The organism is Pseudomonas sp. KCJK9058 (genome assembly GCF_046230975.1).
Lineage (GTDB): Bacteria > Pseudomonadota > Gammaproteobacteria > Pseudomonadales > Pseudomonadaceae > Aquipseudomonas > Aquipseudomonas alloputida.
Map to the genome: position 1 here is coordinate 1 of NZ_JBJJLR010000026.1, position 13,594 is coordinate 13,594.

A 13,594-nucleotide genomic window follows, 5' to 3' on the forward strand; every position below is an offset into this window, starting at 1 on the left:
CGTGAAAGAGGAGAGGGACGACACGGTCGAGAAGGTCGAGAAGGTCGAGAAGGTCGAGAAGGTCGAGAAGGTCGAGAAGGTCGAGAAGGTCGAGAAGGTCGAGAAAGTCGAGAAGGTCGAGAAGGTCGAGAAGGTCGAGAAGGTCGAGAAAGTCGAGAAGGTCGAGAAGGTCGAGAAGGTCGAGAAGGTCGAGAAAGTTGAGAAGGTCGAGAAAGTCGAGAAGCCCGAGAAAGTAGAAAAAGTAGAAAAGCCTGAACGGGTCGAAAAGGTGGAGTTACCAGAGAAAGTTGAAAAGGTGGAGAGGCCGGAAAAGGCAGAGACGGTGGAAAAAGTTGAGCATCCAGAGCGATCCGGGCGTTAGCCAACTAGGCTGGGTAAGTCTGGCCATGCTTCCCGAAAGAGTACTGAGTTGCAAATGAGACCCACGCTCCCTCTGTTCGCCTGTTTGCTCTCGTGCACCTGCGTGTCGGCGCTGGCCGATACCTTCAGTGCCGCCATTGGCATGGATTATTCAAGTGGCGACTATGGTACCGGCACCACTTCGGAAATCTGGTATGTGCCGGTGGTCGGCAAGTATGAGAGCGGCCCCATGACCTACAAGGTTACCGTGCCTTGGTTGCGTATCACCAACCCCGAAGTCGGCCCCAATGGTGACCCCTTGCCCGGTGGTTGCCGAGACGTGGAAAGCGGGTTGGGTGACACGGTTGCCAGCGCCGCCTATGCACTGCTCGATGGTCGTGACGGCGGCCTGATGCTGGACCTGATCGGCAAGGTCAAATTCCCTACCGCTGATGAAGACCAGTGCCTGGGCACCGGCCAGTACGATTACACCACCCAGGTCGACATAGCCAAGGGCTTTGGCCCGGTCACCGGTTTCGCGACGCTGGGTTGGAAGAAGTTCGGTGACCCGCCCGATAGCGACTTCGATGACCCGGTATTTGCCAGTCTCGGCTTTGCCCTGCCGGTGGCGGTCGGTACTTCGGCCGGCGCCTCCTACGATTGGCGGCAGAAAGTGGTCTCGACCGGGGCGCAGATCAAGGAGCTTACCCTGTTCCTCACCCACAAGCTCAACCAGCAGTGGAAAGTCCAACTCTATGCAGTCAAAGGCTTCTCGGATGCCAGCCCGGATGCCGAGGGCGGCCTGATGCTGTTTCACACGTTCTGACAAAAAAGCCCCTGCGCCGGTCATTCCCTATGGAGAACGCCGGGGCAGGGGCTTTGCAGGCTTCAGCCGTTTTAGATGGGTTCAGCCCACATGTCGTACTCGTCGGCATCCACCACACGGCAACGCACTTTGTCGCCTGGCTTGAAACCATGGTCGCCATCGATGAACACGCTGCCATCGATTTCCGGTGCATCGAAGAAGCTGCGGCCAACCGAACCTTGTTCCTCGACTTCGTCGATCAGCACGTCGATTTCCTTGCCGATGCGCAATTGCAGGCGGGCAGCACTGATGGCCTGCTGGTGGGCCATGAAGCGGTCCCAGCGCTCTTGCTTGACGTCGTCCGGTACTTCGGCCAGGCCCAGGTCGTTGGCCGGGGCGCCTTCCACCGGCGAGTACTGGAAGCAGCCCACGCGGTCGAGCTGGGCTTCGGTCAGCCAGTCCAGCAGGTACTGGAAGTCTTCCTCGGTCTCGCCCGGGAAGCCGACGATGAAGGTGGAGCGGATCACCAGCTCAGGGCACTGCTCGCGCCAGTTCTTGATGCGCGCCAGGGTGCGGTCTTCGAAGGCCGGGCGCTTCATCGACTTGAGCACTTTCGGGCTGGCGTGCTGGAACGGGATGTCCAGGTACGGCAGGATCTTGCCGGCAGCCATCAGCGGGATCACGTCGTCAACGTTCGGGTAAGGGTACACATAGTGCAGGCGGACCCAGGCGCCCAGGCTGCTCAGTGCTTCGCACAGCTCGAGCATGCGGGTCTTCACCGGGCGGCCGTTCCAGAAGTCGGTCTTGTACTTGACGTCGACGCCGTAGGCGCTGGTGTCCTGGGAAATCACCAGGATTTCCTTCACCCCGGCCTTGACCAGGCGCTCGGCCTCGCTCAGCACTTCACCCACCGGGCGGCTGACCAGCTTGCCGCGCATCGACGGGATGATGCAGAAGCTGCAGCTGTGGTTGCAGCCTTCGGAGATCTTCAGGTAGGCATAGTGGCGCGGGGTCAGCTTGACGCCCTGTGGCGGCACCAGGTCGATCAGCGGGTTGTGGTCCTGACGCGGCGGCACCACTTCGTGAACGGCGTTGACTACCTGCTCGTACTGCTGCGGGCCAGTGACCGACAGCACGCTTGGGTGCACGTCACGGATGCTGCCTTCTTCGACGCCCATGCAGCCGGTGACGATCACCTTGCCGTTTTCCTTGATGGCTTCGCCGATCACTTCCAGCGATTCGGCCTTGGCGCTGTCGATGAAGCCGCAGGTGTTGACCACCACCACGTCGGCGTCCTCGTAGGTGGGTACGACTTCATAGCCTTCCATGCGCAGCTGGGTCAGGATGCGCTCGGAGTCGACCAGGGCTTTTGGGCAACCCAGGCTTACGAAACCTACCTTGGGGGTGGCGGGCGTGGTGGACATGACTAACCTCGGTATTGAATACAGGTCGCCCGGCCGGAATCGGGGGCGAACTTGACGGGCGCTTTTGGCGCCTCTGATCAAAAAGTGCGCAATTCTAGCGAGCGCAAGGGCGCTTGACCAGCAGAAATACGACGAACGCTGCGCTATGCTTCGCGCCGTTGCGCCGGGGTACCTTCCAGGGCCTGGTGGCAGATTGATTACCAAGGGCCGTGAAGGCCGTTTGCGGGAGTGGTCGATGGTTCAGGCAAGCAGTCACGCTGAGGGCGGGCACGAGGGGAAGCAGGGTGCGTCACGGTCGGTGGGCCTGCTCGTGGCGGCGGTCGGGGTAGTTTATGGCGATATCGGCACCAGCCCGTTGTATACCCTCAAGGAAGTCTTTACCGGCGGCTACGGGGTGTCGGTCAACCATGATGGCGTGCTGGGGATCCTGTCGCTGATCCTTTGGTCGTTGTTGTGGGTGGTGTCATTCAAGTATGTGATGTTCATCTTGCGTGCCGATAACCAGGGGGAGGGCGGCACCATGGCGTTGACCGCTCTGGCGCGGCGGGCCACGGCGGCGTACCCGCGGCTGCGCACACTGATGGTGATCTGTGGCTTGATCGGCGCTTCGCTGTTCTATGGCGACAGTATGATCACCCCGGCGGTGTCGGTGCTGTCGGCGGTGGAGGGCGTGGGCCTGGCCTTCGACGGTATCGACCACTGGGTGGTGCCAATTTCGCTGGTGGTGCTGGTGGCACTGTTCCTGGTACAGCGGCACGGCACCGAGAAGATCGGCAAGCTGTTTGGTCCTATCATGGTTACCTGGTTCCTGGCGCTGGGCGCGCTGGGTGTGCATGGCATCTCGCAGAGCCCGGAAGTACTCAAGGCGTTCAGCCCGGTCTGGGCAGTCAATTTCTTCGTGGTGCACCCTGGCATCGGCGTGGCCATTCTCGGCGCGGTCGTGCTGGCGCTGACGGGGGCCGAGGCGCTGTACGCCGACATGGGGCACTTTGGCCGCAAGCCGATTGCCCGGGCCTGGTTCATCCTGGTGCTCCCGGCGCTGGTGCTCAATTACTTTGGCCAGGGTGCATTGCTGCTGCAAAACCCGGAGGCCGCGCGCAACCCGTTCTACCTGCTGGCGCCGGGCTGGGCGCTGCTGCCTTTGGTCGGGCTGGCCACCATGGCCACGGTTATCGCTTCGCAGGCGGTGATTTCTGGGGCCTTCTCCTTGACACGCCAGGCCATCCAGCTGGGCTATATCCCGCGTATGCACATTCAGCACACTTCAAGCGACGAGCAGGGGCAGATCTACATTGGTGCGGTGAACTGGACGTTGATGGTGGGCGTGGTGTTGCTGGTCATCGGTTTCGAGTCGTCAGGCGCACTGGCGGCTGCCTACGGGGTTGCGGTGACCGGTACCATGCTGATCACCACCGTCCTGGTGTCAGCGGTGATGCTGCTGCTGTGGAAGTGGCCGCCGCTGCTCGCAGTGCCGATTCTGGTCGGCTTCCTGCTTGTCGACGGGCTGTTCTTCGCCGCCAACGTGCCGAAAATTGCTCAGGGCGGTGCCTTCCCGGTGTTGGCCGGTGGTGTGCTGTACCTGCTGATGAGCACCTGGAAGCGCGGCAAGCAGATTCTGGTCGAGCGCATCGATGAAGGTGCCCTGCCATTGCCATTGTTCATCAGCAGCATCCGCATTCAGCCACCGCACCGGGTCGAGGGTACGGCGGTGTTTCTGACGGCACGCTCCGATGCCGTGCCGCATGCGCTGTTGCACAACATGTTGCACAACCAGGTGTTGCACAGCCAGGTGGTGCTGCTGACTGTGGTCAGCGAAGACCGGCCGCGGGTACCGGAACATGAGCGTTTCGAGGTGGAAGCCTATGGCGACGGATTCTTCCGTGTGTTGCTGCACTTTGGGTTCATGGATGAGCCGGACGTGCCTGCCGCGTTGAAGCTGTGTCATCTGGATGACCTGGACTTCACGCCAATGCGCACTACCTACTTCCTCAGCCGCGAGACGGTGATCGCGTCACGGCTGGAGGGGATGTCGCGCTGGCGGGGCAACCTGTTCGCGTTCCTGCTGAAAAATGCCAACGGCAACTTGCGCTTCTTCAACCTGCCGTTGAACCGGGTGATCGAACTGGGGACGCAGGTCGAGATCTGAATGGGTTTGCACAGCAAGGGTCCGGGCCGCAGAGCGGCCCTGACCCTTGTCAGTTCTGCTCAGCTACGCTGGTCTTGCCTTGGCGCGTCTCGATCTCGCCAATCAACCGCTTGGCAAGTGCCGGGTAGTTCTCGTCGAAGTGGTGACCACCAGGCAGTTTCAGGCGCTCACCCACTGCCGTCTTTTCCGTGCAACCGCTCTCGTCGGTTTCCTCGACGCCATATACGCACACGACCTTGGATGCTGGCAGCTTGGCCATTTCCGGCCCGGTTGGCGCTTCCTGGCCTTCCTTGCCCAGCCAACCCTCGACCTCGATCTCGAAGCTGCCACTGCGCGCAAAGGCTAGCAGCACCACCGCGTCGATACGCTGCTGGTCCTCGACGGGCAGGCGGTTGTAGATTGCCGGCAGCACGTCGGCGCCGAACGAATAGCCGGTCAATACGAAGCGCTTGGTACCCCACTTCTGCCGGTAGTGATGCATCAGCTCGGAAAGGTCGGCGGCGCTTTGTTCCGGGGTCTTGTGCTGCCAGTAGTAGCGCAGCGTGTCGATGCCCACCACCGGGTAACCCAGCTTGGCCATTTCCCCGGCCACGTCGCGGTCCAGGTCGCGCCAGCCGCCATCACCAGAGAGGAACAAGGTAACCGTGTCTGTGGTTTGCCCGGCCGGCACTTCGACCACCGGGATGGCCAGTGCGTTACCGTCGCGGCCGACCAGGGCTTGGGTCAGTTGCGCCTTGAGCACTTGTGGCAAGTGGATGTCGTAGTCGCTGATGCTGGTTTCGGCGTTGGCCTGGTCGCGCACGAAGGCGGCGCTGGCGTCATCCGGGTTGTCGTTCCAGGCGACGTTCCAGTGGCCATGGGCAGCCGATTTGGGCAGCGGAGCCTGGCAGTCAGGCTGTTCTAGGGTGAAGCCCACGGAAATGGCCCGCGCCTTGTCATCTTTCTGGCTGGCCAGCCAGCGCCAGGCCTGGGTGGCACCGGGACCGATGCCGGCGACCAAGGTCGGTTTTTCCTGCAGTTGGGTCAGCGCCTGGTCCATGGCCTGCTGCTGCTTGCTGCAGTCGCCAGGCGGCAGAATCACCTGCACCAGCTGGGCTTCACCGGCCTGGCTCAGGTCGAGCAGTTGCTTGCCCGTCAGTGCCTGGTCTTGTGGCACGCCGATGGCCACCCGGGCCTTGGGGTGCACGCCAGGGGTAACACGGGTGATGCTGGTGTCATTGATGCTCATTTGCTCCAGGCGCGCCTCGGGGGCCGGGCGCGTCCACAGCCAGAAGGCCAGCCCACCACCCAGGGCGGCCAGCAGCAGGGGAACCAGCAGGTACAGCCAAAAGCGTCGGGTCATCAGCGTTTCACCAATCCAGTCAGGCCGCCTGCAATCAGGGCGGCGGTGTCGGCCAGTGCCACCAGCGGGTCGAGCCCGGCTGGCACGGCCATGTAGCGGGGTTCCCAGTCCGGCTGGAACTTGTCCTTGAAGCGTCGAAGCCCCTGGAAGTTGTAAAGCTGTTCACCACGGCGGAACACCAGCGAACCCAAGCGTTGGGTCAAGGGAGCGCCGCGCCTGGGTTGCAGGCCGGACAGCGGTACCATGCCCAGGCTGAAACGCCCGTAGTCATGGCTTTTGTAGTGCAGGATCAAGCCGATCATCATGAACTCCATGGTCAGCTTTGGCGCTTCGGGGTGCGCACGCATCAGGTCGAGGCTGGCCAGCTCGTTTCCATGGGTTTCCAGCAAGTTGGCGAAGGCTACCGGGCGGCCCTGGAAGCGAATCAGGGCTATGCGGAAGTGCTGCAGGTAGTCTGGGCTGAAGCGCCCCAGCGAGAAGCCTTTCTCGCGCACGTTTTTACCGCCGAGCCAGGCGTCTGAGATTTCCTTCAGCTCAGCCAACGGGGCGTGGCCGGGCTCATGGATCTCCAGGCTCAGGCCATCGCGTCCACCGCGGTTCCAGGTGTAGCGCAGGTCTTTCATCTCCTTGCCTTTGGCTTCAAGGTCGAAGCGGCGCAAGTCGACCCGGGCTTCTTCGCCGAGCTTCAATGCGGTCAGGCCGATGTCCATGTAGAACGGCAGGTTCTCCGCGCGTACCTGGTAGAACACGGGCCGTGCGTGGTGCAGGTCGCACAGGTCGCGGAACTGCCAGATCATCTCGGCGCGTTCCTGGGCCGGGCCTATCGGGTCGTACAGCGCCACCAGGCTGCGGCCGCGCCGGGCGTACATGAGGAACGCGTTACCACGCGGGTGGAACAGCAACGCCTTGTCGCCAGTCAGCGCCAAGCCGCCGTCGGGCTGGTCGGAGGCCTGCAGGATGCGGCTGGCGCGTTGCAGCTCTTCTTCATCGGGCAGGTGGATCACTGGCGGCGCTGTGCGCAACAGCCACGTCAGTGCCACGGCAGCCAACAGCAAGGCACTGCCCATGGCGGCGCGCAGGCCCCGTGGCGCGTCGGCATCGAGGGTGAACTGCCACCACAGCTGATGGCTGTAAGGCACATCCTGGTAGGCGAACAGCAGAAGCCACACTGATGCGCCCACCGTACAGGCGCTGGCCACCAGGAAAACCGGCGAGAAGGGCAGCTCCAGCAGTCGGCTGGGGCGATAGAACGAGCGGCGGAACAGCGCGAGCAGGGCGGCGGTAAAGGTCAGCAGGCAAGCCTCTTCCCAGTCAAAGCCCTTCAACAGCGACAGCAGGGCGCCGACCAGCAACAGCACGGTGGTCAGTAGCCAGGCGGCGGACAGGCGCCGGCGTAGGCCTTGGGCCAGCAGCAGGCATAGCACACCGATCAGGCTGGCGCCGAAATGAGAGGCGTCGATCAGCCGGTGTGGCACCAGGAAACCCATATGCTCCAGGCGCGTATCTATCTCGGGCGTGGCACCGGAAAAAAGCAGCACCACGCCGGACAGGAACACCAGAATCGACAGGATCGGTGCGGCCAGACCTGAAGCGGCCTTGATGGCCTGTTGCGCAAACAGCAGGCGTCGGGCTTCATTGGCCAGCAGCAACACGCAGGCCAGCAGCAGTGGCAGCACCACATAGATCAGCCGGTACAGCAGCAAGGCAGCCGCCAGCGGTGCGGCACCGAGCTGGTCGGCAAAGGCCGCCAGCAGGATTGCTTCGAACACCCCGACGCCGCCCGGTACGTGGCTGAGCACGCCCGCGGCCAAGGCCAGCAGGTACACCAGCACGAACGCGCCGAAAGGAGGGGCTTCGGGCAGCAACAGGTAGAGCACGGTGGCCGCCGCCGCCACATCCAGCGCGGTTATCAGCAATTGCAGGGCCGCCAGGCGTGCATCCGGCAGCCGAAGTGTGCGCCGCCCCAGTTGAACGAGCAGGTTATTGGCCGCCGGTTGCTCGGCCAGGCGTCGGCGGTACAAGCCAATTACCAGTAAGGCAGACACCACCAGCACGGCGCTGGCAACAGCTGCCAGCAGGCCGGGCGCCAACCCGAGCGCTGTCGAGGCCGCCGGCAGGTTGCTCAATGTCGCCAAGGCGGCCAGGGGCGGCAGCGCGCAGCCCAGTGACAGGCTGGCAAACACGGTCATGCGTGCGACTTCGCCAGCACCAAGCCCTTGCCGTGCGTACAGGCGATAGCGAACCGAGCCGCCAGAGAGCATCGACAGGCCGATGGCGTTGCCGATGGCAAAGGCGCTGAAGCCGCCCAGTGCCAGGCTGCGTGCTGGCAGTTTCACGCCCGCATAGCGGCTGGCCGACCACTCGTAGCCCAGCAGGATCACAAAGCCGATCACCGTTGCCAGCAAGGCGCCCAGCAATGACTGGGTGGGCACGCTGAGCATGGCATCGTGCAAGGCATAGATGTCCAGCTCGCTCAGCAGGTGGCGGCAGGCAATCAAGGCCATCGTGAACAGTAACAGGGTCACCATCAGGCCTATGGGCTGGCGGTAGCGACTCAGGCGTTCGAGTAGGGGTAGGCGCTGCACAGCACCGGGTAGCGCCGTAGCGAGTGGCACCGGCGGTTCGGGATTGTGCGAAGTCATGAGTTGCCCCGGGCATGCGGCGCGAGGTGAAGGAAAGGTGCGGCCAAGTGAAAGTCCCTTAAGAAAACGTATCCAATGTTACTCCGGCCTCAAGCGTTTGCAGCGGCTTGGCAGGGTTAAAGATAGTTCATCCTGGGCACGACATCTCAAGCCTGCGGGTTGGCATGAGGGGAGGGAAAATCGAGGCGACGAAAATCAGGGAGGTATAAAGCAACAAACCCCGCGCTGCTTTTACACAGGCGGGGTTTGTTCTGACGAGTATGGTTGCGGGAGCCGGATTTGAACCGACGACCTTCGGGTTATGAGCCCGACGAGCTACCAGGCTGCTCCATCCCGCGTCAGTGGGGCGGATTCTACAGCGTATGGTTTGTATGTCAAGCGCTAGGCTTTGATTTTTCGACGTTTTTTCGCAAATGCTTATCAGCAGGCAAAGAAAAAGGCCACTGTGTTAACAGTGGCCTTTTCTTGAATCTGGTTGCGGGAGCCGGATTTGAACCGACGACCTTCGGGTTATGAGCCCGACGAGCTACCAGGCTGCTCCATCCCGCGTCAGTGGGGCGGATTCTACAGCGTGTAGTTTATATGTCAAGCGCTAGGCTTTGATTTTTCGAGGCTTTTTCGGAAAAGCTTTTTAACGGGCAAAGAAAAAGGCCACTGCGTTAACAGTGGCCTTTTCTCGAATCTGGTTGCGGGAGCCGGATTTGAACCGACGACCTTCGGGTTATGAGCCCGACGAGCTACCAGGCTGCTCCATCCCGCGCCTGTGAGATCGAATTCTACGGATTTACGCACTGATGTCAAGCAATTGTTTTGGAAAAACCTTTTTTGTTCAAACCCTTAGCGCTTCATAACAGTGTACAGCTCAGTCACGGCGGGGCTTTCAGGCCGATTATCGTGTAGCAAAGCAGGTGAGCTGTTTCAGAAGAGGGCGCATGCGATACTATCTGTATGAATTTACAGTGCTGACGGTCGTCCATGTCCTTGCGCAAGATCATCCACGTCGACTGCGATTGTTTCTACGCTGCGATCGAGATGCGTGATGACCCGCGCCTGGCCGGTCGCCCCATGGCGGTGGGGGGCTCGCCCGACCATCGCGGGGTAATCGCCACCTGCAACTATGAAGCGCGTGCCTATGGCGTGCGCTCGGCCATGTCATCGCGGCATGCGCTGAAGCTCTGCCCCGATCTGTTGATCGTCAAGCCGCGCTTCGAGGCCTACCGTGAGGCCTCGCGGGAAATCCACACGATCTTTCGCGACTACACAGAGCTCATCGAGCCTTTGTCCCTGGACGAAGCCTATCTGGATGTAAGCGACAGCCAGTGGTATTCGGGCAGCGCCACGCGCATTGCCGAGGATATACGCCGGCGTGTTGCCCGCACCCTGCATATCACCGTGTCGGCTGGCGTGGCGCCTAACAAGTTTCTGGCCAAGATCGCCAGTGACTGGCGCAAACCCAACGGGCTGTTCGTGATTACCCCAAATGAAGTGGAAACGTTCGTTGCAGCCTTGCCGGTGGCCAGGTTGCATGGGGTGGGTAAGGTGACGGCCGACAAACTGACGCGGCTGGGCATCGAAACCTGCCTGCATTTGCGTGAGTGGTCACGGCTGGCATTGGTGCGCGAGTTCGGCAGTTTTGGCGAGCGGTTGTGGGGGTTGGCGCGGGGGATTGATGAGCGTGCAGTGCATAACGACAGCCGACGCCAGTCGGTGAGTGTGGAAAACACCTACGACACCGACCTGCCAGACCTGGCCAGTTGCTTGGCGCGGCTGCCAGATCTGCTGGCTAGCCTGAACGAACGCATCGCTCGAATGGACAGCAGTTACCGGCCAGACAAGCCGTTCGTCAAGGTCAAGTTCCATGACTTCAGCCAGACCACCATGGAGCAAGCCGGGGCCGGCCGGGACCTGGAGAGTTATCGGCAATTGCTGGGGCAGGCGTTCGCCCGTGGCGGCAAGCCGGTACGCTTGCTAGGGGTAGGGGTGAGGTTGCGTGACTTGCGGGGCGCGCATGAACAGCTGGAGCTGTTCCCGCCTAAATGAAAGGGGCTGCAATGCAGCCCCTTCTATTAATGCACGCCTGGATCCGCCACCAACCGGCCAGTGGCCTTGGTCAGCGACTGTAGGAACTCCTGTTGCAGCTCCGGATCGTTGCGGGTCAGCTCGATCAGGCTCTGTTCCATTTCACTGGCTTCCTCTTCAAGGCCCAGTTCGGACAGGCGCTTGACCCGGTGCACCCACTGGCCGACATCATCATCTTCGAGGTCATCGAAGATCAGCTCATGGGCTTCGAGCAGCTTATTGCGCAGGGTAGCGCTGACCAACAGGCTGGCATCGCCTCGTACCGCATTGTCCTCGTCAAGTACTTGCAGGTGCAGGGTGCCGACGTGGTTGAGGTTTTGCTCGGAGAACGGGCTGTCGAGCAGGTTCAGGCGCAGCACGCCGTTGCGGTCCGTGGTCAGCTCGTGGGTCATCTTGCCGGCCTTGACCTCGACCAGGCGCTCGCTCCAGGGCAGGCTGGTGGATTCCTCTCGCTGGCCTTTCTGCACTTCGCTGATCCCGGCCAGGTTCTGCTGGGCGCGGCCGTTGGATGGCACGTTCATGAACGGATTGAGCCCATCCACGCCATAGCTGAGCCAGTCGTGGGTGATACTTTGCGGCAGGTTACCCAAGGCGAAGACGTTGACCACATTGGCGCCGACACCCGCCACCACGGCCACTGCACCCAGCGGGATCTCGTAGATCTCCCTCCAGGGTTGGTAAGGCGTGTAGCGGTCATAGCGACGGGTCACTTCGAATTCGGTCACTTCGAAGCGCTTTTGCTCATGCACGCGCACACGTCGCTGCGGAAGCTCCATCACCTTCGGCTCGCCGACATCGATCTGCAGGGTGTGCTCGAGCAGTTTGCGCTCGACGCGCTCCTCATGGTCGCTGCGCTGGGACATCTGGTTGGCGCAGCCGCTGACGAGCAGGGCGCCGCACAGTGCGGCGCCCCCAAGGGTAAAGGTACTTCGCTTGTACATGATCACTCGTGCATTGGTTATCAGCGGCGAACGCGGGCCTGCAGGAAGGCCAGCACTTCATTGAGCGGCAACGCCTGGGCGTCCTGCTCGGTGCGGTGCTTGTACTCCAGGTTGCCTTCGGCCAGGCCGCGATCGCTGACGACGATGCGGTGTGGGATGCCGATCAGCTCCATGTCGGCAAACTTGATGCCTGGGCTGGTCTTCTTGTCGCGGTCGTCCAGCAGCACTTCGAAGCCGGCAGCAGTCAGTTCGGCGTACAGCTTGTCGGTTGCCTCACGGACCACCTCGGTTTCATAGCGCAGCGGTACCAGAGCGATCTGGAACGGGGCCAGGGCGTCGTTCCAGATGATGCCCTTGTCGTCATAGCTCTGCTCGATGGCCGCGGCGACCACGCGGGAAACGCCGATGCCATAGCAGCCCATCGACAGAACCACCGGCTTACCGTTCTCGCCCAGTACCTGGCATTTCAATGCCTCGCTGTACTTGGTACCCAGCTGGAAGATGTGGCCCACTTCGATGCCGCGCTTGATCACCAGGGTGCCCTGGCCATCCGGGCTTGGGTCGCCTTCGACCACGTTACGCAGGTCGGCAACCTGTGGCACCGGCAGGTCGCGTTCCCAGTTGACGCCGAAGTAGTGCTTGTCGTCGATGTTGGCGCCAATGCCGAAGTCGCTCATCAGGGCAACCGAGCGGTCGATGATGATTTCCAGTGGCAGGTTGAGCGGGCCGAGCGAGCCGGCGCCGGCGCCAATGGCGTCGCGCAGTTCGGCTTCGGTGGCCATGACCAGCGGGTCGGCAACCTGTTCCAGCTTGGTGGCCTTGATTTCGTTCAGTTCGTGGTCGCCACGGACGATCAGGGCAATCAGCTTGCCCTCTTCGGCACCGCGTACGATCAGGGTCTTGACGGTCTTTTCGATCGGCAGGCCGTGGTTTTCCACCAACTGGGCGATGGTCTTGGCGTTCGGGGTGTCGACCAGGCGCAGCTCCTCGGTAGGGGCAGGGCGCACGGTTTCACGCGGGATAGCCTCGGCTTTCTCGATGTTGGCGGCGTAGTCGGAGCTGTCGCTGAAGATCACGTCGTCTTCGCCGGACTCGGCCAGCACGTGGAACTCGTGCGAGTAGCTGCCACCGATCGAGCCGGTATCGGCCTGCACTGGGCGGAAGTCCAGGCCCAGGCGGGTGAACACATTGCTGTACGCCTGGTGCATGCGATCGTAGGTTTCCTGCAGGGAAGCCTGGTCGGCATGGAACGAGTAGGCGTCCTTCATGATGAACTCGCGGCCACGCATCAGGCCGAAGCGCGGGCGGATTTCGTCACGGAACTTGGTCTGGATCTGGTACAGGTTGAGCGGCAGCTGTTTATAGCTGGACAGCTCGTTACGGGCCAGGTCGGTGATCACTTCTTCGTGGGTAGGGCCGACGCAGAAGTCACGCTGGTGGCGGTCTTTCAGGCGCAGCAGCTCCGGGCCGTATTGCTCCCAGCGACCCGATTCCTGCCACAGCTCGGCGGGCTGGATGCTCGGCATCAGCACCTCCAGGGCGCCGGCGGCGTTCATTTCCTCACGCACCACGGCTTCGACCTTGCGCATTACCCGCAAGCCCATCGGCAGCCAGGTGTACAGGCCGGAGGCCAGTTTGCGGATCATGCCGGCACGCAGCATGAGCTGATGGCTGATGACCACTGCGTCGGCAGGGGTTTCTTTCTGGGTGGCGAGCAAATATTGACTGGTGCGCATGGTTAGCCGTGTCGATTGCCTAAGACGTTGAAATAGCCCCGCATTGTACGGGGGGGAAACGAAGGCGTACAGGATGCCCCAGGGCGTGACACTTGTCAGCCAAGAAAAAGCCCGGCGTGATTGCCGGGCTTTTTCAGGTG

At 61.9% G+C, this 13,594-nt stretch carries 8 protein-coding genes, 3 tRNA genes and 1 pseudogene; 4 read left to right on the forward strand and 8 right to left on the reverse strand.

What is annotated here, in order from left to right; genetic code table 11:
- Both ACK59Z_RS15090 and ACK59Z_RS15095 read left to right on the forward strand, forming a co-directional pair.
- A pseudogene (locus ACK59Z_RS15090) lies at positions 1 to 361 on the forward strand (hypothetical protein); the annotation flags it as partial.
- Positions 362 to 415: 54 nt separating this feature from the next.
- Entirely contained in the window at positions 416 to 1,165 is a 750-nt protein-coding gene (locus tag ACK59Z_RS15095) for a hypothetical protein (protein WP_012051465.1), read from the forward strand.
- A 71-nt stretch (positions 1,166 to 1,236) separates the two neighbouring features.
- Here ACK59Z_RS15095 and rimO read toward each other — a convergent pair whose 3' ends face one another.
- Positions 1,237 to 2,568 (reverse strand): 30S ribosomal protein S12 methylthiotransferase RimO, encoded by a 1,332-nt coding sequence (gene rimO / locus ACK59Z_RS15100; RefSeq protein WP_004576169.1) that lies wholly within the window; start codon positions 2,566 to 2,568, stop codon positions 1,237 to 1,239.
- A 235-nt stretch (positions 2,569 to 2,803) separates the two neighbouring features.
- Here rimO and ACK59Z_RS15105 point away from each other — a divergent pair, with 235 nt between their 5' ends.
- Positions 2,804 to 4,714: a potassium transporter Kup gene (locus ACK59Z_RS15105; RefSeq protein WP_003254794.1), complete on the forward strand. Its 1,911-nt coding sequence runs from the start codon at positions 2,804 to 2,806 to the stop codon at positions 4,712 to 4,714.
- A 49-nt stretch (positions 4,715 to 4,763) separates the two neighbouring features.
- Here the strand turns inward: ACK59Z_RS15105 and ACK59Z_RS15110 are convergent, their stop codons facing one another.
- From ACK59Z_RS15110 to ACK59Z_RS15130, 5 genes are all read right to left on the reverse strand, one after another.
- Positions 4,764 to 6,056, reverse strand: a complete 1,293-nt coding sequence (locus tag ACK59Z_RS15110) for a virulence factor family protein (protein WP_108190679.1) — start codon at positions 6,054 to 6,056, stop codon at positions 4,764 to 4,766.
- Positions 6,056 to 8,698, reverse strand: a complete 2,643-nt coding sequence (gene mprF / locus ACK59Z_RS15115) for a bifunctional lysylphosphatidylglycerol flippase/synthetase MprF (RefSeq protein ID WP_003254792.1) — start codon at positions 8,696 to 8,698, stop codon at positions 6,056 to 6,058. The genes ACK59Z_RS15110 and mprF overlap by 1 nt, the downstream gene beginning before the upstream one ends.
- 261 nt (positions 8,699 to 8,959) lie before the next feature.
- Positions 8,960 to 9,036 (reverse strand) — tRNA-Met (locus ACK59Z_RS15120).
- Between the two features lie 134 nt (positions 9,037 to 9,170).
- A tRNA-Met gene (locus ACK59Z_RS15125) sits at positions 9,171 to 9,247 on the reverse strand.
- A 134-nt stretch (positions 9,248 to 9,381) separates the two neighbouring features.
- Positions 9,382 to 9,458, reverse strand: a tRNA-Met gene (locus tag ACK59Z_RS15130).
- A gap of 221 nt (positions 9,459 to 9,679) precedes the next feature.
- Here ACK59Z_RS15130 and dinB point away from each other — a divergent pair.
- Positions 9,680 to 10,738 carry a DNA polymerase IV gene (gene dinB, locus ACK59Z_RS15135; RefSeq protein ID WP_161775046.1) on the forward strand — a complete coding sequence of 353 codons (1,059 nt, stop codon included), beginning with the start codon at positions 9,680 to 9,682 and terminating at the stop codon, positions 10,736 to 10,738.
- Positions 10,739 to 10,764: 26 nt separating this feature from the next.
- On the opposite strand, the gene ACK59Z_RS15140 is transcribed toward dinB, so the two are convergent.
- Together ACK59Z_RS15140 and ACK59Z_RS15145 are read right to left on the reverse strand one after the other, a co-directional pair.
- Positions 10,765 to 11,718, reverse strand: a complete 954-nt coding sequence (locus ACK59Z_RS15140; protein WP_003254789.1) for a hypothetical protein — start codon at positions 11,716 to 11,718, stop codon at positions 10,765 to 10,767.
- 20 nt (positions 11,719 to 11,738) lie between these two features.
- On the reverse strand, positions 11,739 to 13,454 hold the full coding sequence (locus ACK59Z_RS15145) for a proline--tRNA ligase (protein ID WP_003254788.1): 1,716 nt from the start codon (positions 13,452 to 13,454) through the stop codon (positions 11,739 to 11,741).
- Positions 13,455 to 13,594 lie beyond the last annotated feature (140 nt).